Source organism: Acidovorax sp. 100, from assembly GCF_003688355.1.
Lineage (GTDB): Bacteria > Pseudomonadota > Gammaproteobacteria > Burkholderiales > Burkholderiaceae_C > Acidovorax > Acidovorax delafieldii.
In genome coordinates this window covers 3,608,717-3,633,244 of the sequence record NZ_REFD01000001.1, presented here as the reverse complement: position 1 = coordinate 3,633,244, position 24,528 = coordinate 3,608,717, and the positions used below count along the sequence as shown (strand labels likewise).

General features: G+C 65.7%; 21 protein-coding genes. 8 read left to right on the top strand and 13 right to left on the bottom strand.

What is annotated here, in order from left to right; all coding sequences use genetic code 11:
* Window positions 1–24 precede the first annotated feature (24 nt).
* The 8 genes from C8C96_RS16790 to C8C96_RS16755 all read right to left on the bottom strand — a co-directional run bounded on the left by C8C96_RS16790 (window position 25) and on the right by C8C96_RS16755 (window position 9,529).
* Window positions 25–1,581, bottom strand: a complete 1,557-nt coding sequence (locus C8C96_RS16790; RefSeq protein ID WP_121943037.1) for an ABC transporter ATP-binding protein — start codon at window positions 1,579–1,581, stop codon at window positions 25–27.
* Window positions 1,582–2,553 (bottom strand): 5'-methylthioadenosine/S-adenosylhomocysteine nucleosidase, encoded by a 972-nt coding sequence (locus C8C96_RS16785; RefSeq protein ID WP_121944057.1) that lies wholly within the window; start codon window positions 2,551–2,553, stop codon window positions 1,582–1,584.
* Window positions 2,554–2,777: 224 nt separating this feature from the next.
* Complete coding sequence (locus C8C96_RS16780) at window positions 2,778–3,788, bottom strand: BMP family protein (RefSeq protein ID WP_121943036.1); 1,011 nt, start codon at window positions 3,786–3,788, stop codon at window positions 2,778–2,780.
* A gap of 300 nt (window positions 3,789–4,088) precedes the next feature.
* Window positions 4,089–4,718, bottom strand: coding sequence for a uracil phosphoribosyltransferase (upp, locus tag C8C96_RS16775; RefSeq protein WP_056062295.1), 630 nt, complete (start codon window positions 4,716–4,718; stop codon window positions 4,089–4,091).
* An 83-nt stretch (window positions 4,719–4,801) separates the two neighbouring features.
* Window positions 4,802–5,776 carry a threo-3-hydroxy-L-aspartate ammonia-lyase gene (locus C8C96_RS16770; protein WP_056062298.1) on the bottom strand — a complete coding sequence of 325 codons (975 nt, stop codon included), beginning with the start codon at window positions 5,774–5,776 and terminating at the stop codon, window positions 4,802–4,804.
* Window positions 5,777–5,981: 205 nt separating this feature from the next.
* Window positions 5,982–6,824: an enoyl-CoA hydratase-related protein gene (locus tag C8C96_RS16765; protein WP_121943035.1), complete on the bottom strand. Its 843-nt coding sequence runs from the start codon at window positions 6,822–6,824 to the stop codon at window positions 5,982–5,984.
* Between the two features lie 170 nt (window positions 6,825–6,994).
* The gene (locus tag C8C96_RS25045) at window positions 6,995–7,807 is read right to left on the bottom strand and encodes a hypothetical protein (protein WP_199737485.1); all 813 of its coding nucleotides are present in this window, start codon (window positions 7,805–7,807) and stop codon (window positions 6,995–6,997) included.
* A gap of 183 nt (window positions 7,808–7,990) precedes the next feature.
* Complete coding sequence (locus tag C8C96_RS16755; RefSeq protein WP_121943033.1) at window positions 7,991–9,529, bottom strand: helicase HerA-like domain-containing protein; 1,539 nt, start codon at window positions 9,527–9,529, stop codon at window positions 7,991–7,993.
* Between the two features lie 79 nt (window positions 9,530–9,608).
* Here C8C96_RS16755 and C8C96_RS16750 point away from each other — a divergent pair, with 79 nt between their 5' ends.
* The 7 genes from C8C96_RS16750 (at window position 9,609) to rng (ending at window position 16,535) form a co-directional block, all read left to right on the top strand.
* A complete protein-coding gene (locus C8C96_RS16750; RefSeq protein WP_015014275.1) occupies window positions 9,609–10,328 on the top strand; it encodes a YebC/PmpR family DNA-binding transcriptional regulator in 720 nt (239 codons plus the stop codon).
* Between the two features lie 112 nt (window positions 10,329–10,440).
* A complete protein-coding gene (purD, locus tag C8C96_RS16745; protein WP_121943032.1) occupies window positions 10,441–11,721 on the top strand; it encodes a phosphoribosylamine--glycine ligase in 1,281 nt (426 codons plus the stop codon).
* The gene (hemF, locus tag C8C96_RS16740; RefSeq protein ID WP_121943031.1) at window positions 11,721–12,710 is read left to right on the top strand and encodes an oxygen-dependent coproporphyrinogen oxidase; all 990 of its coding nucleotides are present in this window, start codon (window positions 11,721–11,723) and stop codon (window positions 12,708–12,710) included. The genes purD and hemF overlap by 1 nt, the downstream gene beginning before the upstream one ends.
* Window positions 12,711–12,894: 184 nt before the next feature.
* A complete protein-coding gene (gene rsfS, locus C8C96_RS16735; RefSeq protein ID WP_056746041.1) occupies window positions 12,895–13,758 on the top strand; it encodes a ribosome silencing factor in 864 nt (287 codons plus the stop codon).
* A gap of 73 nt (window positions 13,759–13,831) precedes the next feature.
* Complete coding sequence (rlmH, locus tag C8C96_RS16730) at window positions 13,832–14,299, top strand: 23S rRNA (pseudouridine(1915)-N(3))-methyltransferase RlmH (protein ID WP_007858784.1); 468 nt, start codon at window positions 13,832–13,834, stop codon at window positions 14,297–14,299.
* Between the two features lie 100 nt (window positions 14,300–14,399).
* Window positions 14,400–15,014, top strand: a complete 615-nt coding sequence (locus C8C96_RS16725) for a nucleoside triphosphate pyrophosphatase (protein ID WP_121943030.1) — start codon at window positions 14,400–14,402, stop codon at window positions 15,012–15,014.
* Between the two features lie 30 nt (window positions 15,015–15,044).
* Complete coding sequence (gene rng, locus C8C96_RS16720; RefSeq protein ID WP_056062322.1) at window positions 15,045–16,535, top strand: ribonuclease G; 1,491 nt, start codon at window positions 15,045–15,047, stop codon at window positions 16,533–16,535.
* 25 nt (window positions 16,536–16,560) lie between these two features.
* On the opposite strand, the gene C8C96_RS16715 is transcribed toward rng, so the two are convergent.
* Window positions 16,561–17,169, bottom strand: coding sequence for a glutathione S-transferase family protein (locus tag C8C96_RS16715; protein ID WP_056746038.1), 609 nt, complete (start codon window positions 17,167–17,169; stop codon window positions 16,561–16,563).
* A gap of 94 nt (window positions 17,170–17,263) precedes the next feature.
* On the opposite strand from C8C96_RS16715, the gene C8C96_RS16710 reads away from it, so the two are divergent.
* A complete protein-coding gene (locus tag C8C96_RS16710; protein WP_121943029.1) occupies window positions 17,264–18,229 on the top strand; it encodes a YafY family protein in 966 nt (321 codons plus the stop codon).
* 7 nt (window positions 18,230–18,236) lie between these two features.
* On the opposite strand, the gene C8C96_RS16705 is transcribed toward C8C96_RS16710, so the two are convergent.
* The 4 genes from C8C96_RS16705 to kdpB all read right to left on the bottom strand — a co-directional run bounded on the left by C8C96_RS16705 (window position 18,237) and on the right by kdpB (window position 24,525).
* Window positions 18,237–18,959 (bottom strand): response regulator, encoded by a 723-nt coding sequence (locus C8C96_RS16705; RefSeq protein WP_121943028.1) that lies wholly within the window; start codon window positions 18,957–18,959, stop codon window positions 18,237–18,239.
* A gap of 21 nt (window positions 18,960–18,980) precedes the next feature.
* Window positions 18,981–21,722 (bottom strand): DUF4118 domain-containing protein, encoded by a 2,742-nt coding sequence (locus C8C96_RS16700; RefSeq protein ID WP_121943027.1) that lies wholly within the window; start codon window positions 21,720–21,722, stop codon window positions 18,981–18,983.
* A gap of 67 nt (window positions 21,723–21,789) precedes the next feature.
* Window positions 21,790–22,407: a potassium-transporting ATPase subunit KdpC gene (kdpC, locus tag C8C96_RS16695; RefSeq protein WP_121943026.1), complete on the bottom strand. Its 618-nt coding sequence runs from the start codon at window positions 22,405–22,407 to the stop codon at window positions 21,790–21,792.
* Window positions 22,408–22,458: 51 nt separating this feature from the next.
* Window positions 22,459–24,525, bottom strand: a complete 2,067-nt coding sequence (kdpB, locus tag C8C96_RS16690; protein ID WP_121943025.1) for a potassium-transporting ATPase subunit KdpB — start codon at window positions 24,523–24,525, stop codon at window positions 22,459–22,461.
* Between the last annotated feature and the right edge of the window lie 3 nt (window positions 24,526–24,528).

The window sequence follows — 24,528 nt, the reverse complement described above, 5'->3', positions numbered from 1 at the left end:
CTGGGTTGTTCTTGTTGTTGTCGCTCAATGTGCAGCGCCTGCCATGGCCAGGCCGATGGCTTCGCGTGTCCAATCTTCGGCGCGTCGCGCCTCGCTCAGTTGTCCGTCGTGCATGACGGCCACACGGTCACCCAGTGCCAGCACTTCGTCCAGATCGTCCGAGATCAGCAGCACGGCCGCTCCCGCATCGCGCGCGTTGATGAGCTGCTGCTGCACAAACATCACTGCACCAATATCCAGCCCCCAAGTAGGCTGGTGGGCCACGATGAGCTGGGGCGCGGGGGCCGAGTTACCCGCCGCGTCCTGTGGCGGCATCAGCGCCCGGCCCAGGATGAGCTTTTGCATGTTGCCGCCCGACAGCGACCGGGCGGGGGTGTCCGGCCCGCCGCCGCGCACGTCAAAGGTCTCGGCCACACGCTGTGCATGCTGGCGCGCCGCGCGGCGTTTGACCCAGAAGGCGCGGAACCACGGGTGCGCAAACCAGGGGCCGCGCAGGCGTTCGGCCACCGCGTTCTCCCACATGGGCAGGTCGCCCACCACGCCCACGGCGTGGCGGTCTTCGGGGATGCGGGCCACGCCCTGGCCGACCAGCCACGCGGGCCGTGGTTGCAGCGGTGCGCCACGCAGCGTGACCTGGCCGGTGGTGGCGTTGCGCACGCCGCACAAGACATCGGCCAGCGCCACCTGGCCGTTGCCGCTCACGCCCGCAATCGCCACGATCTCGCCTGCGCGCAAGCTGAGGGACACACCGTTCAGCCGGTCGCGCCCCGTGGGGCCGGTGCTGACGTTGGTCAGGGTGCAGATGGGCTCGCCCACATTCTTGGCGGGGCGGCGCTCTGCCGCCTCAATCGCATGGCCCACCATCCATTGCGCGAGCTGCCCCTGGGTGGTGCCCTGCGCAGGCGCCTCTGCCACCAGCTTGCCCTGGCGCAGCACGGCCACGCGGTGCGATACACGCAGCACCTCGCCCAGCTTGTGGCTGATGAAGATGATGGACAGGCCCTGCGCCACCATTTGCGCCAGCGTGTCGAACAGCGCCTCGCTCTCCTGCGGGGTGAGCACGGCGGTGGGTTCGTCCAGGATGAGGATGTGGGCACCCCGGTAGAGCGCCTTCAGGATTTCGACGCGTTGGCGCTCGCCCACCGAGAGGCTGCCCACCTTCGCATCGGGGCTCACTGGCAGGCCAAACTGCTGCGACACCGCCAGCAGCTTGGCGCGCGCCACGCTGCGGCGTGAGAAGGGCTGCCACAGCGGCTCGCTGCCCAGCAGCACGTTGTCCAGCACCGTGAGGTTGTCGGCCAGCGTGAAGTGCTGGTGCACCATGCCAATGCCCGCCGCCAGCGCCGCACGCGGCTGGCCGGGCGGCAGGGGCTGGCCAAAGACTTCGATGCTGCCTTCGTCGGCCACGTAGTGCCCGAACAGGATGGACATCAGTGTGGACTTCCCTGCGCCGTTTTCGCCCAGCAGGGCCAGCACTTCGCCGCGTGCCAAGGTCAGACTGATAGTGTCGTTGGCGACGAGCTTGCCAAAACGCTTGGTGATGCCCGACAGTTTCAGGACGGGGGCGTTGGTGGAGGCCATCTACTTCCACGCCGCCAGAAACGCCCGCAACACCTTGGCCGAGTTGGCCGCCGCCAGGCCCATGAAGGTGCCCATTTCGTTCTCACCCTCGCCACCTCCCGCCAGGTCGCTCAGCGAGCGGAAGGCAATGTAGGGCACGCCGTTGCTGTGCGCCACCATGGCGGTGGCGGCGGTTTCCATGTCGAGCACGTTGGCCTCGAAGGTCTTGAAGGCGTATTCGCGGAAGGCGTTGTTGTCCACAAAGGCCTGGCCCGACACGCCGTTGCCGCCCACTACCAGTTGCGGGCGCTGTTTCAGGCAGGTGGCGGCCAGGCAGTGTTCCAGGCCCACGTTCTGCAGGCTGCGGGCGGTGGCCAGCATCTTCGGGTCTGCTTCGAACCAGAACTTCTTGCTGAGCTGGGGGTTTGCAGCCGATCGCACCTCCACCGGGCGCGGGTGCATCATGCCGAAGGCGGGCATCGTCAGCTCGCTTTTCATCCACGCGGGGGCGCTGTACTGGCCGGGTTTGTCTTCACGCGCCATCAGCCATTCCATGTACTGGCCCCACTGTGCGGGCACCGTCACGTCGCCAATGTGCAGGCTAGGGTTCACTCCGCCCGCAATGCCGCTGAAGACCACATGGCTCACGTGGAAGCGGTCCAGCACCAGCTGGGTGTTCATGGCCGCGTTAGTCATGCTGATGCCCGACAGGAACACCACCACGGGCTTGCCTTCTAGCGTGCCGGTGGTGAACTCCACGCCGTTGATGCTGTGTTTGGCGGGCTGCTGCACCTGGGGCAGCAGCACGGTCAGCTCGGGCGCAAAGGCAGAGATGACGGCGATGCGGGGTGTGTCGTCCAGCCGGACCGCCGTCTTGCCTGTCGGGCCGGATGCACAACCGGCGAGTGCGCCAGCCAGTGCCAGTGCTCCCAGCAGGCGGGTGAAATGAGAGGCGACGGAGTGGCGCAATGGGATGGACGAGGAGGTGGTCATGGACATACCAGGCAGGGACAGAGACGTACGAATAACGACAACAAAAAAGGGCCACCGCGATGAGTGGTGGCCCAGGTATTTACCCGCTTTGTCTCGCATTGGTGATTTGGAGTGGCTGACAAAGCTCAGCGCAGCGGTTCTGGCTAGGCGCTGTGTCGCAGGCAGTACTGCAAGTACGACAAGACACAGCAACAACGCCAGAAGAGTTTTGTCATCCACTCCCCTTACTTGGCCGTGGATTTGGGCTGGCTGTCGTCTACCTTCACGGTGAACTTGCCCGCCAGGATGTCGGCCTCTTTCGCCTTGACTTTGGCGACGATGTCGGCGGGGATCTTCTTCTCGAACGTGCCCAGGGGCGCGAGTTCAGAGCCCTTGTGTTTCATCATCGAGTACGGGCCGTAGTCCTCGGGGGTGAACTTGCCTTCCTTGACCAGCTTGAGCGCGCGGTCGATGCTGGGCTCCATGTGCCAGATGGCCGATGCCACCACCGTGTCGGGGTACTGTGGCTGGGTGTCGATCACGTTGCCGATGGCGAGCTTGCCCTTTTCCTTGGCCGCGTCACTCACGCCGAAACGCTCGGCGTAGAGCACGTCGGCGCCTTTGTCGATCATGGCAAAGGTGGCTTCCTTGGCCTTCGGCGGGTCAAACCAGCTGTTGATGAAGGTGATGGTGAACTCGACCTTGGGATTGGTCTCTTTGGCGCCCGCCATGAAGGCGTGCATCAGGCGGTTGACCTCGGGGATGGGGAAGCCGCCCACCATGCCGATCTTGTTCGTCTTGGTCATGCCGCCCGCGACCATGCCGCTGAGGTACGCGGGTTCCTGGATGTAGTTGTCGAACACGCTGAAGTTGGGCGCCTGCGGCTTGCCCGACGAGCCCAGCAGAAAGGACGTCTTGGGGAAGTCCTTGGCCACCTTGCGGGCGGCGGCTTCCACCGCAAAGGCTTCGCCCAGGATGAGCTGGTTGCCGCCCGTGGCGTACTCGCGCATCACGCGCTCGTAGTCGGCGTTGCTCACGTTTTCGCTGGCCTTGTATTCGATCTCGCCACGTGCCTCTGCGGCCTTGAGGGCCTTGTGGATGCGGCTGACCCATTGCTGTTCAAAAGGCACCGTGTATATCGCCGCGACCTTGATCTTGGACTGCGCGAAGGCCAAAGAGGGCGCCATCGCCATGGCGGCCGAGAGGGCCATGGAGGTGCAGAGCAGGCGTCCGGTGAAGATGCGGCGAGTGGTCATGGTGGGGGTCCTTCAGACAAGCAAACAAGGAGGTTGGGTGTGCTGCTACCAAGCAAGGAGCGCGCCAGTCGGTGGCTGTGTAACTGCAAACCAGCGGCAAGTCTGCCAGAGGAAAGCCACCAGTTGGTAAAAAAATGGTGCATGTGTGCAGCGCATCAGGAAACCAGGCTGGGGCACCCCACCAGGGTAGGGCTCCCAATGGGCTGTTATGCAACGCAGAGAGGCCCGGTGATGAAAAAAAAGCCACCGCTGGGCGGCAGGCCCTGCGGTGGCTGGTGCACGGGCGCTGCCGTTGTGCGCTTATTTGGTGCCAAAAATGCGGTCACCCGCATCGCCCAGGCCCGGCAGGATGTAGCCGTGGTCGTTCAGCTCGCGGTCGATGGCGGCGGTGAAGATGGGCACGTCGGGGTGGGCCTTTTGCAGCGTGGCCACACCTTCGGGGGCGGCCAGCAGGCACACGAACTTGATGGAGCGGGGGTTGAGCTTCTTGAGGCGGTCCACACAGGCGGCGGCCGAGTTGCCGGTAGCGAGCATCGGGTCCACCACGATGATGTCGCGCTCGTCCATCTCGGACGGCATCTTGAAGTAGTACTCCACCGGCTGCAGCGTGGCCGGGTCGCGGTACAGGCCGATGTGGCCCACGCGGGCGCCGGGCACCACGTTGAGCATGCCGTCCAGAAAGCCGTTGCCCGCGCGCAGGATGGAGACCAGCACCAGCTTCTTGCCGTCGATCATCTTGCCGGTCATGGTCTCCAGCGGGGTTTCGATCTGCACGTCCTGCAGTGGCATGTCGCGCGTGACTTCGTAGGCCATCAGCGTGGAGAGTTCGCCCAGCAGGCGGCGGAAGCTGTTGGTGCTCGCGTCCTTCTTGCGCATCAGCGTGAGCTTGTGCTGGACGAGGGGGTGGGTGATGACGGTGACGTTGCTCATGGGGAACCTGAAAGGAGAAGGGCAGAGGCCTTTGCGCTGACGAACAGGCGCGCTCTGCCGCGCGGTGAGTGAAAAAGTGGGGGCTAGTCTGCCAGAAACCGTGCCAGCCGCGACAAATCGACGTTGCCACCGCTGATGAGAATGCCGACGCGCGCTCCGTGGATGTCGACGTTGCCATGCTGTGCCCCGGCGAAGGCCAGGGCGCCTGTGGGCTCGACCACGATCTTCATGCGTTCGGCAAAAAAGCGCAGGGACTCGACCAGCTGCTCGTCGGTGGCGGTGACCATGTCGTCGGCCAGGCGCTGGATGATGGGGAAGGTGAGCTGGCCCAGCGCCTGGGTTTGTGCGCCGTCGGCAATGGTGTGGGGCGTGGGGATCTGCACCACATGCCCGGCCTTGACCGACTGCTGGCCGTCGTTGCCCGCTGCGGGCTCCACCCCTACCACCCGGCATTGCGGCGCCAGGGCCTCGGCGGCCAGCAGGCTGCCCGCAAGCAGGCCGCCGCCGCCGACGCAGACGAACAGGTAGTCCAGGTCGGGCACTTCTTCAAAAAGCTCCTTGGCCGCCGTGCCCTGGCCCGCGATCACATGGGGGTGGTCGAACGGGGGGACCAGCGTCATGCCGCGCTCCAGCGCCAGGCGGCGGCTGATGGCCTCGCGGTCTTCGGTGTAGCGGTTGTAGGTGACGACCTGGGCGCCATAGTCGCGCGTGGCGGCCATCTTGGAGGCGGGGGCGTCCTCGGGCATGACGATGGCGGCAGGCATGTCCAGCAGCCGGGCCGACAGTGCAATGGCCTGCGCGTGGTTGCCGGCCGAGAAGGCGAGCACACCGCGTTCGCGCTGCTCGTCGGTGAACTGGGCCAGGGTGTTGAACGCGCCCCGGAACTTGAACGCGCCGGTGCGCTGCAGGTTCTCGCACTTGAAGAACAGCTGCGCGCCCAGCCGCTCGTCGGCGGTGCTGGAGCGCAGCACGGGCGTGCGGTGCGCCATGCCCTTGAGCCGGTGCGCGGCAGCGGCCACATCGTCGTAGGTGGGTGGGGTCAGGCTGGGCAGCGTCATGGTGGCGGCATCCTTGTGGACAGGGCTGGAAGACGGCCATAACTGGCGCAGCCCTTGAAGCCTGATGATAGCCCTTTGCCTCGCCATTTCAAGCAAAAGGGCTTGCAAGCGCTAGTGCTGCATGCCTGGGCAGCTATACATTTTGATGTGGCACATGCCCGTGCGCGCGCCACAATCCGGGCCGCATGGCGCGGCCCGGCGGCGCTCAGCCCAGCTCGCTGAACCGCTGCAATGGTGTGAGCGCCGGGAACTCGCCCGCTCGTTTTTGCTTCATGGCCGTGACGGATTCGCGCACATGCTGGTTGCTCCAGATGGCGCCTTGCAGCCAGCCCATCTGGCGCAGGCTGTCTTCCACGCTGTGGTCGCGCGCGTAGTTCACGGCCTGCTTGGTGCCCCAGATGGCCACTGGGGGTTTGGACGCGATCTCTTTGGCGCACTGCAGCGCGGCAGCCAGCATGGCCTCTTGCGTGTCGAACACCTCGTTGACCAGGCCATAGTCCAGGGCCTTGGCAGCGCTCAGGCGGCGGCCGGTGTAGGCCAGTTCTTTGACCACGCCCAGCGGGATGAGCTTGGGCAGGCGCTGCAGCGTGCCCACGTCGGCCACCATGCCGATGTTGATCTCCTGGATGCAGAAGAACGCATCCTGCGTGGCGTAGCGGATGCAGCCTGCGGTGACCATGTCCACCGCGCCGCCGATGCAGCCGCCGTGGATGGCCATGATCACCGGGATGCGCAGGTTGTCGATGCGCGTGAAGGTGGCCTGCATGTCGGTCAGCAGGTCGAAGATGGCGGCCCTGCCCTCGGGGCTCTGGTCGTCCATCGTGATGGCGCCGCCAAAGGTCTCCAGCGCCATCCCGGCGCTGAAATGTTTGCCGGTGCTGCTGAAGACCAGCGCCCGCGCCTCGCCCGCCTGGTGCAGCTGGGCCAGCACCGTGTCCAGCTCGCGCCAGAAGGTGGGATGCATGGTGTTCATGGCCTCGGGTTTGTTCAGAACCAGATGGGCCACGTGGTCAGTGATGCTGAGGGAAAAGCAGGTGAGGGTGTTCATGGGGTGCCACTGTAGACCGGTGGGTGCAGGCCCGGTCGTCGCCTGGGTGACTGAGCGTGATTTCAGGCCATTTTGGCTGCATGCGCTAGTGCATCATGCCTGGGTAGCTATCAAAAAGAGAGTGATTGGGGCTGGCGTTGTGCCGCCAGTGGGGGCGTTGGACCAGGCGCTCAGTCCCCACCGCCACCACAACCGCCACCGTCGCCCCCGCCATCCCCGCCGCCGTCACTACCTGCATCCGAACTCTCGGCGCCGCCAAAGTCGCCCGAGCTGCCGCTGTAGCTGCCGTCCGAAAAACTGGTGCCGCAGTAGCTGTCGCCGCCGCTGCCGCCCGCGTCGCTTTTGCGGGCAATGTCGGAGCAGTCGGGCACGTAGCTGAAGCCTCCGGCAATCGCGAACTTGGCGTCCAGTGCAAACAGCAGGGGCAGGCGGCTGGGCCCCTTGGGGTCGATGGATTCTTCCTTGCACACCCAGTACCAGCAGCGGCGCAGGCCGTCGTTGTGGCGCGCCTTGTGGCCCAGCGCCTCGGCGGGTGTGTGGTGCAAAAAGAAACCCAGTGCGTTCTGGCACCACAGTTTGTACGCCTGCGTGTGCAGGATGAATTCGTGCCACAGCGCATCGACCGCCTTGGAGGGCATGGCCACAAACTGCTGGTTGCTGCGCAGGCAGGCCATGAAGAACTGGCGCAGGCCGCGTTCCACCAGTTCACAGTCGCGGGTGCTCAGGTGGGGGTAGGTTTCGCGCAGCTTGCGCTGCAGAAAGCGGGGCAGGGGAGCCTCGCGGATGTAGCGCTGGCGCACTGCGTTGGTCCACTGGATCACCAGCGCCGTGAATATCACGGTGGCAATGAAGTACAGGACCCAGGGCCAGCGCAGGCGCCAGGCGCCTGCAAAGATCCCGAGGATGGCTGCCACCCACACCCCAATGGCCAGCAGCATGACCTTGCCGCCCCAGCGCAGCAGAACGTTTTCAATGCGTGTCATCGTCCCTCCTTCTTTTTGTTGTTGTGTATGGCGATTTCACGGCGGTCATGTGACTGATTTGTGACGAATCGCAGGGTGTCGTCAAAAGGTCACAGGCGCCGTGTTGTGCGCTTTCACAGGGAGGCGAGCCAGTGGCGGGAGGGGCGCCGCCGGTCTATGACGCCGGGCGCCGTCCCAACGGCGTCAGCGGCGCTTGCTGCCGCCGCCAAAGATGCCGCCGAGCACGCCCCGCAAAATCTCCTTGCCGATCGTGGTGCCCATGGTGCGCACGGCGGACTTGGCCATGGTCTGCGCCAGGCCGTCGCGTTTGCCGCCTCGCGGGCCGGTGCTGCCAAACAGCACATCGTTCAGACCACCCAGCAGGCCGCCGCCTTCTTCGGTGGGCGTACCGGTGGCCACCTTGCCGTTGCCCCCGCCCGCTGCGTTGCCCGCCTGCCCGCCGGCTTCGGCGGCGCGGCCCTTGAGTTTTTCGTAGGCCGACTCGCGGTCCACCGCCTTTTCATACACACCCGCGACCAGAGAACTGGCCATCAGGGCCTGGCGCTGCTGCGGGGTGATGGGGCCCAACTGGCTGCCGGGAGGCAATACAAACACGCGCTCGGTCACGCTCGGGCGGCCCTTGGCGTCCAGAAAGCTCACCAGCGCCTCGCCCACGGCCAGCTCGGTGATGGCGGTTTCAATGTCCAGCCCCGGTTTTTGCCGCATGGTGGTGGCCGTGGCCTTCACGGCCTTTTGGTCCCGCGGGGTGAAGGCGCGCAACGCGTGCTGCACGCGGTTGCCCAGCTGGGCCAGCACGCTGTCGGGGATGTCGAGCGGATTCTGGGTGACGAAATACACGCCCACGCCCTTGGACCGCACCAGTCGCACCACCAGCTCGATGCGCTCGATGAGTACTTTGGGCGCCTCGTTGAACAGCAGGTGGGCCTCGTCGAAGAAGAACACCAGTTTGGGCTGCTCGGGGTCGCCGATCTCAGGCAGCTGCTCGAACAGCTCGGACAGCATCCACAAGAGGAAGGTGGCATACAGGCGCGGCGAATTCATGAGCTTGTCGGCCGCCAGGATGTTCACCACGCCATGGCCGTCCACGGTCTGCATGAAGTCCTGGATGTTGAGCATGGGCTCGCCGAAGAACTGCGTGCCGCCCTGCTGCTCGATCTGCAGCAGGCCGCGCTGGATGGCGCCCACGCTGGCGGCGCTCACGTTGCCGTACTCGGTGGTGAAGTCCTTGGCGTTGTCGCCCACATATTGCAGCATGGCGCGCAGGTCCTTCAGGTCCAGCAGCAGCATGCCGTTGTCGTCGGCAATCTTGAAGACCAGGTTGAGCACGCCCAGCTGCGTCTCGTTCAGATTGAGCATGCGGCCCAGCAGCAGCGGGCCCATGTCCGACACCGTGGCGCGCACCGGGTGGCCCTGTTCGCCAAACACATCCCACAGCGTGGTGGGGCAGGCCAGCGGCGTGGGCAGGTCCAGGCCCCGTTCCTTGAGTACGGCGGCCAGCTTGTCGCCAATCTTGCCGGGCTGGCTGGCGCCCGTGAGGTCGCCCTTCACATCGGCCATGAATACTGGCACGCCGATGCGCGAGAAGTTTTCCGCCAGGGTCTGCAGGGTGACGGTCTTGCCCGTGCCGGTGGCTCCGGTGATGAGCCCGTGGCGGTTGGCCAGGCCGGGAAGCAGGTGGCATTCAATCGTGTCGTGCTTGGCAATCAGCAGGGGTTCGGCCATTTCGGGTTTCCTCGGGGGTACGGGTTCGGCAAAAAGTAAAATCCACCGACTAGATTAAATCAATACAAAAGGACTTCTCGTGGCAGGACACAGTAAATGGGCGAATATCCAGCACCGCAAAGGGCGCCAGGATGAAAAACGCGGCAAGATCTGGACCCGCATCATTCGTGAAATCACTGTGGCCGCCCGTGCCGGTGGCGGCGACCTGTCAGCCAACCCCCGCCTGCGCCTGGCGGTGGACAAGGCCAAGGCGGCCAACATGCCCGCCGACCGCATCAAGTACAACATCGACAAGGCCACGGGCAACGCCGAAGGCCTGACCTACGAAGAAATCCGCTACGAAGGCTATGGCATTGGTGGCGCAGCCATCATGATCGATACCATGACCGACAACCGCGTGCGCACCGTGGCCGAAGTGCGCCACGCGTTCAGCAAGCATGGAGGCAACATGGGCACCGAAGGCTCGGTGGTGTTCCAGTTCAAGCACTGCGGCCAGCTGATTTTTGCCCCCGGTACCAGCGAAGACAAGGTGATGGAAGTGGCGCTGGAGGCGGGCGCTGAAGACGTGGTGACCGACGAAGACGGCGCGGTGGAGGTGCTGACCGCCCCAGCCGACTTTGAAGCGGTAAAGAACGCGCTGGAGGCCGCAGGCCTGACGGCCGAAGTGGCGGGCGTGACCATGCGGCCTGAAAACACGATCGAGCTGACCGGCGAAGACGCCGCCAAGATGCAGAAGCTGCTGGATGTGCTGGAAGACCTGGACGACACCCAGGAGGTTTATCACAACGCGGCATTGTGACTCCGCCCTCTAGAGCACCGCTTTTTCTTGCCCTGACCTGTTTTCCGACTGATATTCCCCCGAACCCTGCCCGGCAGCGCTGCGCTGCGGGCCAGGTTCACCAAAGGTTCCTATGAAAGTACTTGTGATTGGTGGCGGCGGCCGTGAACACGCGATGGCGTGGAAACTGAGCCAGTCCCCCAAGGTGACCAAGGTGTTTGTGGCGCCCGGCAACGGTGGCACGGCCCTGAACCCCAAGCTCGAAAACGTGGCGATCTCCGACGTGCGCGAGCTGCGCGCGTGGGCCCAGGCCGAGAAGATCGCGCTGACGGTGGTGGGCCCAGAGGCGCCGCTGGCGGCCGGTGTGGTCGATGAGTTCCGTGCCAACGGCCTGCGCATCTTCGGCCCCACCAAGGCGGCAGCCCAGCTCGAAAGCTCCAAGGCCTTCTCTAAGGCCTTCATGCGCCGCCATGGCATCCCCACGGCCGACTACGATACCTTTACCGACCCGGTCGCCGCCCACGCGTTTGTGGACCGGCTGGGTGCACCCATCGTCATCAAGGCCGACGGCCTGGCAGCGGGTAAGGGCGTGGTCGTGGCCATGACGCTGCAGGAAGCCCACGACGCCGTGGATTTCATGCTGGTGGACAACAAATACGGTGTGACGCACAACGAAGGCGGCGCGCGGGTCGTGATCGAGGAGTTCCTCGAAGGCGAAGAAGCCAGTTTCATCGTGCTGTGCGACGGCAAGAACGTTCTGGCCTTGGCCACCAGCCAGGACCACAAGCGCCTCAAAGACGGCGACGAAGGCCCCAACACCGGTGGCATGGGCGCTTATTCGCCCGCCCCCGTGGTCACGGCCGATGTGCACGCCCGCGCGATGCGTGAAATCATCCTGCCCACCATCCGGGGCATGGAAAAGGACGGCATTCCTTACACCGGCTTCCTGTATGCCGGCCTGATGATCGACGCCAAGGGCCAGCCCAAGACGCTCGAATTCAACTGCCGCATGGGCGACCCCGAGACGCAACCCATCCTCATGCGCCTGAAAAGCGACTTCAGCGACGTGATGGCTGCTGCCGCTGACGGCAAACTCGACCAGATGGAACTGCAATGGGACCGCCGCACCGCACTGGGTGTGGTCATGGCCGCCCATGGCTACCCGGAGAACCCGCGCAAGGGTGACACCATCACTGGCCTGCCGGCTGAGGCGGACGATGCCGTGGTGTTCCATGCGGGCACGCAGCTGAAGGATGGTGTGGTCAGCGTGACCGGTGGCCGGGTGTTGTGTGTGACGGTGCTGGCCGACAGCGTCAAGCAGGCGCAGCAACGTGCGTATGACGTGGCACGCGGCATCCAGTTTGATGGCGCGCAGTACCGCCGCGACATCGGCTTCCGTGCCCTGAAGAGCTGATGGCAGACGCTCAGACCTTGAACCCAGCCGACACGGTGACCCGCGTGCGCGGCTACCTGGTGGGCCTTCAGGCCCGCATCACCGATGCGCTGGAAGCCGTGGAAGCCGCTGAAGGTGAGGGCGGCGCACGCTTTCTGGCCGATGCCTGGAGCAAGCCGCCCGGCGAGCCGCTGCAGGGTGACGGCATCACCAAGATCATGGAAGGCGGCCGCGTGTTCGAGCGCGCGGGTTGCGGCTTCAGCCACGTACGCGGCCCGCAGCTGCCACCTTCGGCCACGCAGCACCGGCCCGAGCTGGCGGGTGCGCCGTTCGAGGCGATGGGCGTGTCGCTGGTGTTCCACCCGCGAAACCCTTATGTGCCCACCGTGCACATGAACGTGCGCATGATCGCCGCCGGTCACCCCGGTCAGGCGCCGACCTGCTGGTTTGGCGGTGGCATGGACCTCACGCCGTACTACGGCTTTGAGGAAGATGCGGTGCACTTTCACCGCACCTGCCGTGATGCCTTGGCACCCTTTGGTGACGACAAGTACCCGCGCTTCAAACAGTGGTGCGACGAGTACTTTTATCTCAAGCACCGCAGCGAGCAGCGCGGCGTGGGCGGCGTGTTCTATGACGATTTCTCGGAGCTGGGCTTTGAACAAAGCCTGGCGATGACGCAGTCGGTGGGCGACGCTTTCCTCGGCGCCTACCTGCCCATCGTCGAGAAACGTCGGGGCATGCCTCACGGCGAGCGCGAACGCGACTTCCAGCTTTATCGCCGGGGCCGCTATGTCGAGTTCAACCTGGTGTGGGATCGGGGTACACACTTTGGCCTGCAGTCGGGCGGGCGAACCGAGTCCATTTTGCTGTCCATGCCGCCGCTTGTGTCGTGGTCTTACCAGCGCTCTGACGTAGCCGATTCGGCCGAAGCCGACCTCACGCAGCGCTTTTTGGTGCGGCGCGACTGGCTGGCTGAAGGCCTTGGCGCAGCGCAGTCAATGGCCTGAAAAACGCAAAAGCTATAATTTCAATAGCTGCCAGCGCTTTTCACATGAGCGCAAGAGGTCAAAAACACCTCATATTGCTGCAGCGCCCCAGCACAACACCCGCGCAACACTCAAGGCCCAGCCCGCTGGCTGCGCGATGCGTTGCACGCTATATTGATTCCATTCCCTCTCTATTCACCGCCTGATGACCACCTCCACCAAATCGGAAACCGCTGCCAAAAAAGACGTCACCAAACTCCAGCGCGCCATCGTTGATGGCCTGGAAGACGTCAAGGCGCAAGACATCCAGGTCTTCAACACCGAGCATCTCTCGCCGCTGTTTGAACGGGTGATCGTGGCATCGGGCACCTCCAACCGCCAGACCAAGGCCCTGGCCGCCAGCGTACGCGACGCGGTCAAGGAGGCAGGGTTCTCCAAGCCCCGCATCGAAGGCGAAGACAACGGCGAATGGATCATCGTAGACTGCGGCGCGGCTGTGGCGCACATCATGCAACCGGCCATCCGCCAGTACTACCGCCTGGAAGAGCTGTGGGGCGACACCCCCGTGCGCCTGAAGCTTGGCGCAGCCAAGCCGGTGTCCAGCGCGGCCACAGAGTTGGCCGAGAAGAAGTCGGCCCAGAAGGCGGCCAAGTCGGACGCCAAGGCGGCAGGCAAGGCGCCCGCCAAGAAGGCGGCGGCCCCCACCGTAGCCGCCCGTTCGGGCAAGGCCACCGTCAAGGCGGTCGCCAAGACCGCTGCGAAGACTGCTGCCAAAACAGCCCCCAAGCCCGCTGCAAAAACTGCGGCCAAGGCTGCACCTGCCAAATCGGCTGCCAAGACAAGCACCGCCAAGCCAGCCAGCAAGACCACTGGCGCAGTTGCCACCAAGAAGCCCGCAGCCACCAAGACCCCTGTCAAGACGGTGGTGGTCAAGCCCGGTGGCGCCAAGAAGCCTGCGGCCAAGAAGTCGCCAGCTGCCAAGTCCCCTGCGCGCGCAGCTGCCAAGCCAGCCTCCGCATCGGGCTCCAAGCCCGCGGCCAAGAAGGCACCTGCTCGCAGCAAGGGCTGATCCGTTTCAGCTGCCGCGCGCTCCATCGCTTGCGCGCGGCAGCGGTGACTCCCTCACGCATCCAGGTTGATCCATGAAGCTGCTGATAGTGGCGGTCGGTCAGCGGGTGCCCGACTGGGCGCAGACCGCGTACGACGATTACGCCAAACGTTTTCCACCTGAACTCAAGGTCGAGCTCAAGGCCGTCAAGACAGAGCCACGCGGCTCCAAGACGCTGGAGACGCTCTATGCCGCCGAGCGCGAGCGCATCGAAGCCGCTATTCCGCGTGGCACGCGCGTGGTGGCACTGGACGAGCGCGGTACCAACCTCACCACCAAGGCCCTGGCCGAACGGCTCAAGGGCTGGCAACTGGGCGGTGACGATGTGGCATTGGTCATCGGTGGCCCCGACGGGCTGGACCCCGCCTTTCGCCAGGCCGCGCACGAACGCATTCGCCTGTCCGACCTGACCCTTCCCCACGCCATGGTGCGGGTGTTGCTCATCGAGCAGCTGTACCGCGCCTGGTCGGTGAATGCCGGGCATCCTTACCACCGTGAATGAAGCAGACCCTTTGCGATGATGGTCTGTGCAACTCCTGTTTTCATAGCTGCTGGCGCTTGATGAATAAGCGCTAGAGCCGATTTTTATTCAAAATCCGTTCATGCCCGACTTCATCTACCTCGCCTCCCAGAGCCCGCGCCGCCGCCAGTTGCTTGAACAGTTGGGCGTGCGCTACGAACTGCTGCTGCCCAACGTGGATGGCGATGAGCCCGAAGACGCTGAAGCCATCGAGGTGGTGCTGCCTGGCGAAGCGCCCACAGCGTACGTGGAGCGCGTGACGGCCCTCAAGCTCGACGCGGCCGTGGCCCGGCGTGCACGGCGCCAGTTGCCGGATGCGCCCATCCTGTGTTCCGACACCACCGTGGCCCTGGGCCGCACCATCTATGGCAAGCCAGACGATGCCGCCCATGCGACGCGCATGCTCACCGAGCTGGCAGGGCACGAGCACCGCGTGCTGACCGCCGTGGCTCTTCAGGTAGGCACCAAACGGCTGACGGCACTGTCGGTATCGCGCGTCACTTTCGCGCCCATGGCACCTGTGCAAATCGAGGCGTATGTGGCTACGGGCGAGCCGCTGGGCAAGGCAGGCGCCTACGGCATCCAGGGCCGGGCGGCGGCGTATGTGGAGCACCTGGCGGGCAGCTATTCGGGCATCATGGGGCTGCCGATGTACGAGACCGCGCAGCTGCTGCGCGCAGCGGGCTTTGCGATCTAAGCGACGCCAACCAAAGACAACAACAACGCCATGCAACAAGACATCCTGATCAATTGGTCCCCCCAGGAAACCCGGGTGGCCGTGGTGGAGCACGGCGCCGTGCAGGAGCTGCACATCGAGCGCACGCTGGAGCGCGGTCTGGTCGGCAATGTCTATCTGGGCAAGGTCTCGCGCGTGCTGCCAGGCATGCAGTCGGCCTTTATCGACATCGGGCTGGAGCGTGCCGCCTTCTTGCACGTGGCTGATGTGTGGCAGCGCCAGCCCGATGGCGAGCCGCCCGCATTTGCCCGCAAGAACGAGCCGCAGGTACCGATCGAAAAGCAGGTGTTCGAGGGCCAGGCGCTCATGGTGCAGGTCATCAAGGACCCGATTGGCACCAAGGGCGCGCGGTTGTCCACGCAGATCAGCATTGCCGGTCGCCTGCTGGTGTTTTTGCCGCAGGACGACCATGTGGGCGTGTCGCAGAAGATCCCGCCCGCCGAGCGCGATGCGCTGCGCGCGCGGCTGCAGGCGCTGGTAGGCGACAAATCCACGGGCGGTGGCGGCGGCTTCATCCTGCGCACCAACGGCGAAGATTCCACCGATGCCGAGCTGGCCGAAGACATCGCCTACCTGCGCAAGACCTGGGCGCGCATCAAGGAGGCATCGCTCAAGCTGCCCGCCATGTCGCTGTTGCACCAGGACCTGGACCTGCTGCAGCGCGTGCTGCGCGATCTGGTGGGCGACCACACGCAGACCATCCGCCTGGATTCGATGGAGCAGTTCCAGCGCCTGCGCGCGTTCGGACAGGAGTTCATGCCCGCAGCCGCTGGCAAGCTGCAGCACTACAAGGGCGAGCGGCCCATTTTTGACCTGTACTCCATCGATGAGGAAGTTGCCAAGGCCCTGGGCCGCCGGGTCGATTTGAAATCGGGTGGTTACCTCATCGTGGACCAGACCGAGGCGCTCACAACCATCGACGTGAACACCGGCGGCTACGTGGGGGCGCGCAATTTTGACGACACCATCTTCAAGACCAACCTGGAGGCCGCGCAAGCCATTGCGCGCCAGCTGCGTCTGCGCAACCTGGGCGGCATCATCATCGTGGACTTCATCGACATGGTGCGGGACGACCACCAGCAGGCCGTGCTGTCGGAGTTCAAAAAGCAGCTGGCCCGCGACAGGGTCAAGACCATGTCATCTGGCACCTTCTCGCAACTGGGTCTGGTGGAGATGACGCGCAAGCGCACCCGCGAATCACTGGCACACATGCTGTGCGAGCCCTGCGAGGTGTGCCAGGGCAAGGGCAGCGTAAAAACCGCGCGCAGCGTGTGCTACGACATCCTGCGCGAGATCCTGCGCGAAGCCCGCCAATTCAACCCGCGTGAGTTCCGCGTGGTGGCGTCCGCGCGGGTGGTGGAGCTGTTCCTGGACGAAGAAAGCCAGCACCTGGCCGGCCTCTCGGACTTCATCAAAAAGCCCATCTCGCTGCAGGCCGAAAGCGCGATGGGGCAGGAGCAGTACGACATCGTGCTGCTGTAGCAGCACTCTTGATCGACTGAGGGCGTCAGGCCTCGATTTGCATCGCAGGGCGCGCCTGCACCCGCGCCAGCCACGCCTGCACATGCGGGTGTGCATTGACGGGGGCACCCAGGTACACGCTGTAGCCCAGCACCGAGCCCACCACCAGATCCACCAGCGAATAGTCCGCGCCCAGCATCCAGGGTTGGGCGGCCAGGCGGGCATCCAGCAGGGTTAGCAGGTCGTTCAGCCCCGCTGTGGCTGCCTGTGCATGGGCAGGGCTGCGCAGCGCCTCTTCGCCCTGCGTGGCCAACTGCAGGCGCACCAGCACCGTGCCATAGGTCACGTACGCCCAGGTGCACCACGACAGCGCCTGCAACGCCTCGGGCGTGCCGGCGGCAGGCCACAGGCCACGCTCGATGCCGTAGCGATGGCCCAGCCACAAGTGGATGGCCAGGGCCTCGAACATGGGCGCACCGTCCACCGTCAGCGTGGGGACCTTGCCGTTGGGGTTCAGGGCGAGATATTCGGGGCGGCGCTGCTCACCGGTGCGGATGTCGATCTTCACGCGCTCGTGGGGTACGCCCAGCTCGGTGAGCGCGCAGGCAATCGGGGTGGCGCTGGACATGGGGTGCCAGTAAAGGACGATGGACATGGAAAACTCCTTGGTCGTGGTGGAAGAAAAGGTGAAGTCACTGTAAGAACCATTGCGGACAATTTCAGTCCTCGATTCAACGTACAGTGGCGGCATGCTCAGTTCTTCCACACGCCTGTTGCGCCTGCTGTCCCTGCTGCAAACCCGCAGCCACTGGATGGGCCCCGAGCTGGCCGAGCGGCTGGAAGTGCATCCGCGCACGCTGCGGCGCGACATCGACCGCCTGCGCCAGCTGGGCTACCCGGTGCAGGCCAGCAGTGGCGTAGCGGGCGGCTATGCCTTTCGTGCGGGGCAGGCGTTGCCCCCGTTGCTGCTCGACGATGAAGAAGCCCTGGCCGTATCGATTGCGCTGCGCACCGCCACTGCGGGCGCCGTGGGCGGCATTGAAGAGCCCGCTCTGCGCGCCTTGGTGAAACTGGAGCAGGCCATGCCCCTGCGGCTGCGTGAGCAGGTGGACGCGTTGCGCTCCACCATCCTGCCGCTGGACCGCTCCGGGCCGGTGGTGGAGGCCACGTTGCTGGCCACGCTGGCATCGGCCTGCCGCGACCAGTTGCGGCTTGGCTTCTCGTACGAAGACGGCAAGGGGCGCGCTACCCAGCGCTCGGTGGAGCCACAGGGCGTGGTGCACACCGGCATGCGCTGGTACCTGGTGGCCTGGGACTGCGACCGTGGCGACTGGCGCACCTTTCGCATCGACCGCATGGTGGCAAAGCCCGAAGTCGGCGCGCATTTCTCGCCGCGCCCCGGGCCGGACGGCGGCGACCTCAAGGCGTATGTGTCCCGCTCCATCACCGCAGCGCCGCACCCCGACCAGGCGCGGGTGGTGCTGCATGCACCTTATGCAGAAATGGCGCGGCGCATTCCGCAGTCGGCCGGTGTGGTCACGACGCTGGCCAACGGGCAGCAGTGCCAGCTGGCATGCGCCGCCAGCGATGCACTGGTGTTCTGGCTCATGGCGCTGGATGTGGAGTTTGAGGTGCTGGCGCCCGCGTCGCTGCAGGAGCGGCTGCGCGTGGCGGGGGAGCGTGCGTTGCGTTGCACTGGTGCACGCAGTTCGTGAGTTGGCGTCAGGGTACGAACCGGTACCCGATACCCGCCTCAGTCCGCAAGTGCCGAGGCATGGAGGCGTTGTCCTCCACCTTCTTGCGCAGGTTGGCCATGTGCACGCGCACGTAGTGCGTGTCTTCAGCATGGCCTGGGCCCCATACGGCCTTGAGCAGCTGGGCGTGGGTGATGACGCGGTCGGGCTGGGAGGCCAGATAGGTGAGCAGCTTGTATTCGATGGGCGTGAGGTGCAGGGCCTCGCTGCCATCGCCATCGCCATTGCTTTGCGTGCGGCGCTCTACCGTGCGGCGGGCAAGGTCCACGGTGATGGGGCCGAACTGGATGACGGGTATCGCCTCTGGGCTGGAGGCCCGCTGGCTACGCCGCAGCTGCGCGCGCACGCGGGCCATCAGCTCGCCCGAGCCAAAGGGCTTGACGAGGTAGTCGTCGGCCCCGGCATCTAGCGCCGCGATCTTGCTGGCTTCGGCGCTGCGGGCCGAGAGCACGATGATGGGCATGGCCGACCAGGTGCGCAGGTCTCGGATCAAGTCCACGCCATCCCCGTCGGGCAGACCCAGGTCCAGCACCACCAGGTCGGGGCGGCGGGTACCGGCCTCGATCAGGCCGCGCTGCAGGGTGGCGGCCTCGTGCACGGTGTGGCCTTCGGTCTCCAGCGTCAGGCGCACAAAGCGGCGGATGTCGGCTTCGTCTTCGACGATGAGGATGTGGGTGGGTAAGTCGGTCATGGTGGTTGCGGGGCCGTGCCGTCAAACGTCGCTGTTGGTATCGGTATCGGTGCCCAGGTCGGTGGGCGGTGTGCCGCGTGGCAGCAGCAGCGTAAAGCGCGCCCCGGCAGCCTGGCTTTGAGCGTTCAAGATCGTATCGCCCCGGATGCTGCCACCATGCGCCTGCACGATGGCGCGGCAGATGGCCAGCCCCAGGCCCACACCGGGCGTCGCGCTCTCGCGGGCGCCGCGCTCGAACTTTTCAAACAGCAACTCTTCGCGGCCTTTGGGCAGGCCGGGGCCTTCATCGGTGAGGGTCAGTGCCACCGCGTCGCTTTGCGGCTGCGCGCTGATGTGGATGGTGGTGTCTGCGGGTGTGTATTTGGCGGCGTTTTCCAGCAGGTTGACCAGCACGCGCTCCATCAGCACGGCATCGATCTGCAGCAGCGGCAGGTCGTCGGGCAGAGTCACTTCGACCCGGTGCGTTGCTATGGCCGGGGCGCTGGCGGCGAGGGCGCTGCCCACCACTTCTTCCAGCGGCTGCCAGGCCTTGTTGAGCTGCACGGCCCCAGCCTCCAGGCGGGCCATGTCCAGCAGGTTGTTGACCAGCGCGCTCATGCGCTGGGCCGATTGCTGGATGGCGCCGGTCAGTTCTTGTTGATGGGCAGGCAGGGGCGGCTGCACCATGGCCAGTGATTCGGCAAGGCCGACCAGCGAGGCCAGCGGCGTGCGCAAATCGTGCGAGATGGCCGAGAGCAGCGAGTTGCGCAGCCGCTCGGACTCGATCTGCACCGTGCTCTTTTGTGCCACGTCGATGTAGTGGATGCGTTCCAGCGAGATGGCCAGCAGCGATGCACAGGTCTGCAGCAGGCGGCGCGGTTCCACCCCAGGCACCTCTCCTTGGGGCATGGCCACCACCAGCACGCCACGGATGCGCATGGGCGCCTTGAGCGGCAGCACCAGCGTGGGGCTGGAGTGCAAGGTGTCGGTGCCCCGGCCTGCGGGCTCGCCGCGCTCGAATGCCCATTGCGCCACGGCCATGTCCACGGGGGCGGTGCCTCCGGGCAGCACTTGCAGGCGGTTGTCATCGTCAGCCACCACCAGCGTGCTGCCTGCGCTGAACTCGCCCGTGATGAAGCGTGCGCCAATCTCGGCCACCTGTTCGGGCAGCAGGGCGGCAGACAGGTCACGCGCCATGTCGTATAGGCTGCGCACGCGGTGTTCGCGGTCGGTGGCGGCCTCGGCCTGCACCTTGAGCCCGGCGGTGAGCTGGCCCACCACCAGGGCCACCACCAGCATCACCGCAAAGGTGACGACGTACTGCGCGTCGCTCACCGCAAAGTTGAAGCGGGGCGGCACAAAGAAGAAGTCAAAAAACCCCACGCCCAGGAACGCCGCCATGATGGCCGGGCCGCGACCAAAGCGCAGCGCCACCCCCACCACCACCAGCAAAAACAGCATGACGATGTTGGTCAGCTCCAGCACGTTGGCCAGCGGGGTGGCCACGACGGCGGCCATGCAGCAGGCCAGCGCGGCGGCGATGTAGCCGGGCCAGAAGGGCGGGCGCGTGGCGGACGGGGTGGTGCTAGCGATGCGCTTGGCGTTGTCTGCCGGGGTTGTGCTGCCTGCTCGGCCCACCAGCGTGCCGACCTGCAGTAGGTCGAGGTCGCTCGCCAGTTGGCCGACCTGCTCCGCCAGCGTGGCCTGCCACGGCCAGCGCCGGGTGCTGCGCCCCATCACCACGCGCACCAGGTTGTGTTCGCGCGCATAGCGCACCAGGGCTTGTGCGGGCTGGGCTGCGGGCAGCACGGCGCAGGCGGCGGCGCCCAGTTGCTGCGCGATCTTCAGCGTACGCTCCACCTGCGGGTGCAGGGTGGCCGACTGGCCTTGCTGCTCGGGCGTTTCCACATGCACGGCGTGCCACGGCAGGTCGAGCTGGGCGGCCAGGCGGGCGCAGCTGCGCACCACCTTTTCGGCGTTGTCGCCCGTGCCCACGCAGGCCAACAGGGCTTCGCGGTTGGGCCACACGGCCTCTGGCGTGGTGGTGCTGGCGCGGCGGTAGGCGCGCATTTCGTCGTCCACGCGGTCGGCGGTGCGGCGCAGGGCCAGCTCACGCAGGGCCAGCAGGTTGCCTTTGCGAAAGAAGTTGGCAGCGGCACGCTCTGCCTGCTGGGGCAGGTAGACCTTGCCGGCTTTGAGGCGCGCCAGCAGCTCGTCGGGCGGCAGGTCGACCACCACCACTTCGTCGGCAGCGTCAAAAAACTGGTCGGGCACCGTCTCCCACACGCGGATGCCGGTGATGCCGCTGACGATGTCGTTCAGGCTCTCCAGGTGCTGCACGTTCATGGTGGACCAAACGTCGATGCCTGCGGCCAGCAGTTCTTCGGCGTCTTGCCAGCGCTTGGGGTGGCGCGATCCGGCCACATTGCTGTGGGCCAGCTCGTCCAGCAGCACCAGGCCCTCGGGGTGTGCGGCGCCCCAGGCCAGGGCGGCGTCCAGGTCAAACTCGGGCAGGGTGCGGTCTTTGTAGGGCAGGGCGCGCAGCGGCAGGCGCGGCAGGTGTGCGGTCAGCGCCTCGGTGTCGGTGCGGCCATGCGTTTCGACCACGCCGATGGTGACGGGCAGGCCCTGCGCCTGCGCCGCCCGGGCGGCGGACAGCATGGCAAAGGTCTTGCCCACCCCGGCGCAGGCGCCAAAAAACACCTTGAGCCGCCCGCGCTGCTGCTGGGCCTGCTCTTGCTGGATGCGCTGCAGCAGCGCGTCGGGGTCGGGGCGATCCTGCATGGGCACAGTGTATCCACCAATTTGATGTCGAATAGGCCTCAAGCGCTAGTATCAATTGCGCTGATAGCTATTTATTTGATAGCGAATCGAGTGCCAGATTCAAGGCCAGAACGTTCACACGCGGCTCGCCCAGCAGGCCCAGCCAGGGGGTGTCGGTGTGCTGCTGTACCAAGGCTTGCACTTGTCCCACGGGCAGGCCTCTGGCACGGGCCACGCGTTCGCTCTGGTAGGCCGCGGCTGCCGGGCTGATGTGTGGGTCCAGCCCGCTGGCCGACGCGGTGACCAGGTCCACCGGCACGGGGCGGGTGTTGCCCGGGTCGGCAGCGCGGAGCGCTTCAATGCGCGCCTTGACGGCATCGGTCAACGCCGGGTTGGTGGGGCCCAGGTTGGAGCCGCCCGATGCTGCTGCGTTGTACGGCATGGGCGCCGTGGCCGATGGGCGGCCCCAGAAGTGGCCGGGCTCGGTGAACGACTGGCCGATCAGCTCGGAGCCCACCGCCTTGCCACCCTGGGTGATGAGGCTGCCGTTGGCCTGGTGCGGGAAGGCCGTTTGTGCGACACCGGTCACGGCCAGCGGGTAGAGCAGGCCGGTGACGATGGACAGCACGACAAACAGCGTGAGGGCAGGGCGCAACAGGCCGCCTGGGCTGGCGGGCACGTCGTCGCGGGGAATACGGATAGGCATACGATTTTCCTTGTCAGTGATTAGGGCGCTGTGTTGGCGAATGGGCAGCGATCAGGTCAACCCGGCTGCGGCCAGCACCATGTCAATCAACTTGATGCCAATGAACGGCACCACCATGCCCCCCAGCCCATAAATGGCCAGGTTGCGGCGCAGCAGCGCGGCGGCACCCACGGCGCGGTAAGCCACGCCCTTCAAGGCCAGCGGGATCAAAAAGATGATGATCAGCGCGTTGAACACCACGGCGGACAAGATGGCCGACGAAGGGCTGGCGAGGTGCATGAAGTTGAGCGCCGACAGCTGCGGGTAGGTGGTGACAAACGCCGCCGGGATGATGGCGAAGTACTTGGCGATGTCGTTGGCAATGCTGAAGGTGGTGAGCGAGCCGCGCGTCATCAGCATCTGCTTGCCGGTCTCCACAATCTCTATGAGCTTGGTGGGGTTGCTGTCCAGGTCCACCATGTTGCCGGCCTCCTTGGCAGCCTGGGTGCCGGTGTTCATGGCCACGGCCACGTCGGCCTGGGCCAGGGCGGGTGCGTCGTTGGTGCCGTCGCCGGTCATGGCCACCAGCTGGCCATTGGCCTGGTAACTGCGGATGAGCTGCAGCTTCGCCTCAGGCGTGGCCTCGGCCAGGAAGTCGTCCACACCTGCCTCGGCGGCAATGGCTGCGGCCGTCAGACGGTTGTCGCCCGTCACCATCACGGTCTTGATGCCCATGCGGCGCAGCTCGGCAAAGCGCTCCTTGATGCCGCCCTTGACGACGTCTTTGAGCTCCACCACGCCCAGCACGTGGGCACCGTCGGCCACCACCAGCGGGGTGCTGCCACGGCGCGATACATCGTCCACCGCCGTCTGCACGGCGGTAGGAAAGCGCCCGCCCAGTGCCTCCACATGTTTGCGGATGGCATCGGCCGCACCCTTGCGCAGCAGGCGAGGGCCGGGCAGGTCCACCCCGCTCATGCGGGTTTGCGCCGTAAAGGGCACAAACACCGCCTGCAGGCTGGAAAGGTCACGTTCGCGCAGGTTGAACTTCTGCTTGGCCAGCACCACGATGCTGCGGCCTTCGGGGGTTTCGTCGGCCAGCGATGCGAGCTGGGCGGCATCGGCCAGGGCGGCATCCGTGACACCCGGGGCCGAGATGAACTGGCTGGCCTGGCGGTTGCCCAGGGTAATGGTGCCGGTCTTGTCCAACAGCAGCACGTCCACGTCGCCTGCAGCCTCCACCGCGCGGCCTGAGGTGGCGATCACATTGGCCTGCATCATGCGGCTCATGCCCGCCACGCCAATGGCGCTGAGCAGGCCAGCAATCGTGGTGGGGATCAGGCACACCAGCAGGGCCACCAGCACCACCAGGCTCACTGGCTCGCCCGCACCGCTGGCCTGCACGCTGAACAGCGAGAACGGCAGCAGCGTGACCACCACACCCAGGAACACGATGGTGAGCGCCACCAGCAAAATGGTCAGCGCGATCTCGTTGGGTGTCTTGTGGCGCTTGGCGTTCTCCACCATGGCGATCATGCGGTCCACGAAGGTCTCGCCGGGGTTCACGGCCACGCGCACCACGATCCAGTCGGACAGCACGCGGGTGCCGCCAGTCACGGCCGAGAAGTCTCCGCCCGATTCGCGGATCACCGGGGCGGATTCGCCGGTGATGGCGCTCTCGTCCACTGAGGCCACACCATCGATCACCTCGCCGTCGGCAGGGATGGTGTCACCCGCTTCCACCAGCACCACATCGCCCTTGCGCAGGTGGGCGGCCTCCAGCGGCAGCCAGGTCATCTCGGTGCGTGGGGTGTTGCGGTCAAACTGGCCGTCCAGCTTTTTCGCCCAGGTCTGCTTTTTGAGGCCGCGCAGCGAGGCCGCCTGGGCCTTGCTGCGGCCTTCGGCCATGGCCTCGGCGAAGTTGGCAAACAGCACGGTGAACCACAGCCACAGCGCCACGGCAGCCGTGAAGCCCTCGGGCTTGCTGGCGGCCAGTGCGGTGGTGAAGGCGCTGCCCACGTACACCACAAACATCACGGGGTTGCGCCATTGCACGCGCGGGTCCAGCTTCTTGAAAGCCTCTAGCAGCGCGGGGCGCACCAGGGCAGGGTCGAACAGGGTCAATGTTTTGCGGGTCATCAC

Coding starts and splice junctions, on each gene's coding strand:
- C8C96_RS16790 (WP_121943037.1), bottom strand. CDS start 1,581: ATGGCCTCCACCAACGCCCCCGTCCTGAAACTGTCGGGCATCACCAAG.
- hemF (WP_121943031.1), top strand. CDS start 11,721: ATGGCAGACGCTCAGACCTTGAACCCAGCCGACACGGTGACCCGCGTG.
- C8C96_RS16710 (WP_121943029.1), top strand. CDS start 17,264: ATGCTCAGTTCTTCCACACGCCTGTTGCGCCTGCTGTCCCTGCTGCAA.
- rsfS (WP_056746041.1), top strand. CDS start 12,895: ATGACCACCTCCACCAAATCGGAAACCGCTGCCAAAAAAGACGTCACC.
- C8C96_RS16705 (WP_121943028.1), bottom strand. CDS start 18,959: ATGACCGACTTACCCACCCACATCCTCATCGTCGAAGACGAAGCCGAC.
- rng (WP_056062322.1), top strand. CDS start 15,045: ATGCAACAAGACATCCTGATCAATTGGTCCCCCCAGGAAACCCGGGTG.
- C8C96_RS16770 (WP_056062298.1), bottom strand. CDS start 5,776: ATGACGCTGCCCAGCCTGACCCCACCCACCTACGACGATGTGGCCGCT.
- purD (WP_121943032.1), top strand. CDS start 10,441: ATGAAAGTACTTGTGATTGGTGGCGGCGGCCGTGAACACGCGATGGCG.
- kdpC (WP_121943026.1), bottom strand. CDS start 22,407: ATGCCTATCCGTATTCCCCGCGACGACGTGCCCGCCAGCCCAGGCGGC.
- upp (WP_056062295.1), bottom strand. CDS start 4,718: ATGAGCAACGTCACCGTCATCACCCACCCCCTCGTCCAGCACAAGCTC.
- C8C96_RS16725 (WP_121943030.1), top strand. CDS start 14,400: ATGCCCGACTTCATCTACCTCGCCTCCCAGAGCCCGCGCCGCCGCCAG.
- C8C96_RS16785 (WP_121944057.1), bottom strand. CDS start 2,553: ATGACCACCTCCTCGTCCATCCCATTGCGCCACTCCGTCGCCTCTCAT.
- C8C96_RS16780 (WP_121943036.1), bottom strand. CDS start 3,788: ATGACCACTCGCCGCATCTTCACCGGACGCCTGCTCTGCACCTCCATG.
- C8C96_RS16755 (WP_121943033.1), bottom strand. CDS start 9,529: ATGGCCGAACCCCTGCTGATTGCCAAGCACGACACGATTGAATGCCAC.
- C8C96_RS16765 (WP_121943035.1), bottom strand. CDS start 6,824: ATGAACACCCTCACCTGCTTTTCCCTCAGCATCACTGACCACGTGGCC.
- C8C96_RS25045 (WP_199737485.1), bottom strand. CDS start 7,807: ATGACACGCATTGAAAACGTTCTGCTGCGCTGGGGCGGCAAGGTCATG.
- C8C96_RS16700 (WP_121943027.1), bottom strand. CDS start 21,722: ATGCAGGATCGCCCCGACCCCGACGCGCTGCTGCAGCGCATCCAGCAA.
- kdpB (WP_121943025.1), bottom strand. CDS start 24,525: ATGACCCGCAAAACATTGACCCTGTTCGACCCTGCCCTGGTGCGCCCC.
- C8C96_RS16715 (WP_056746038.1), bottom strand. CDS start 17,169: ATGTCCATCGTCCTTTACTGGCACCCCATGTCCAGCGCCACCCCGATT.
- rlmH (WP_007858784.1), top strand. CDS start 13,832: ATGAAGCTGCTGATAGTGGCGGTCGGTCAGCGGGTGCCCGACTGGGCG.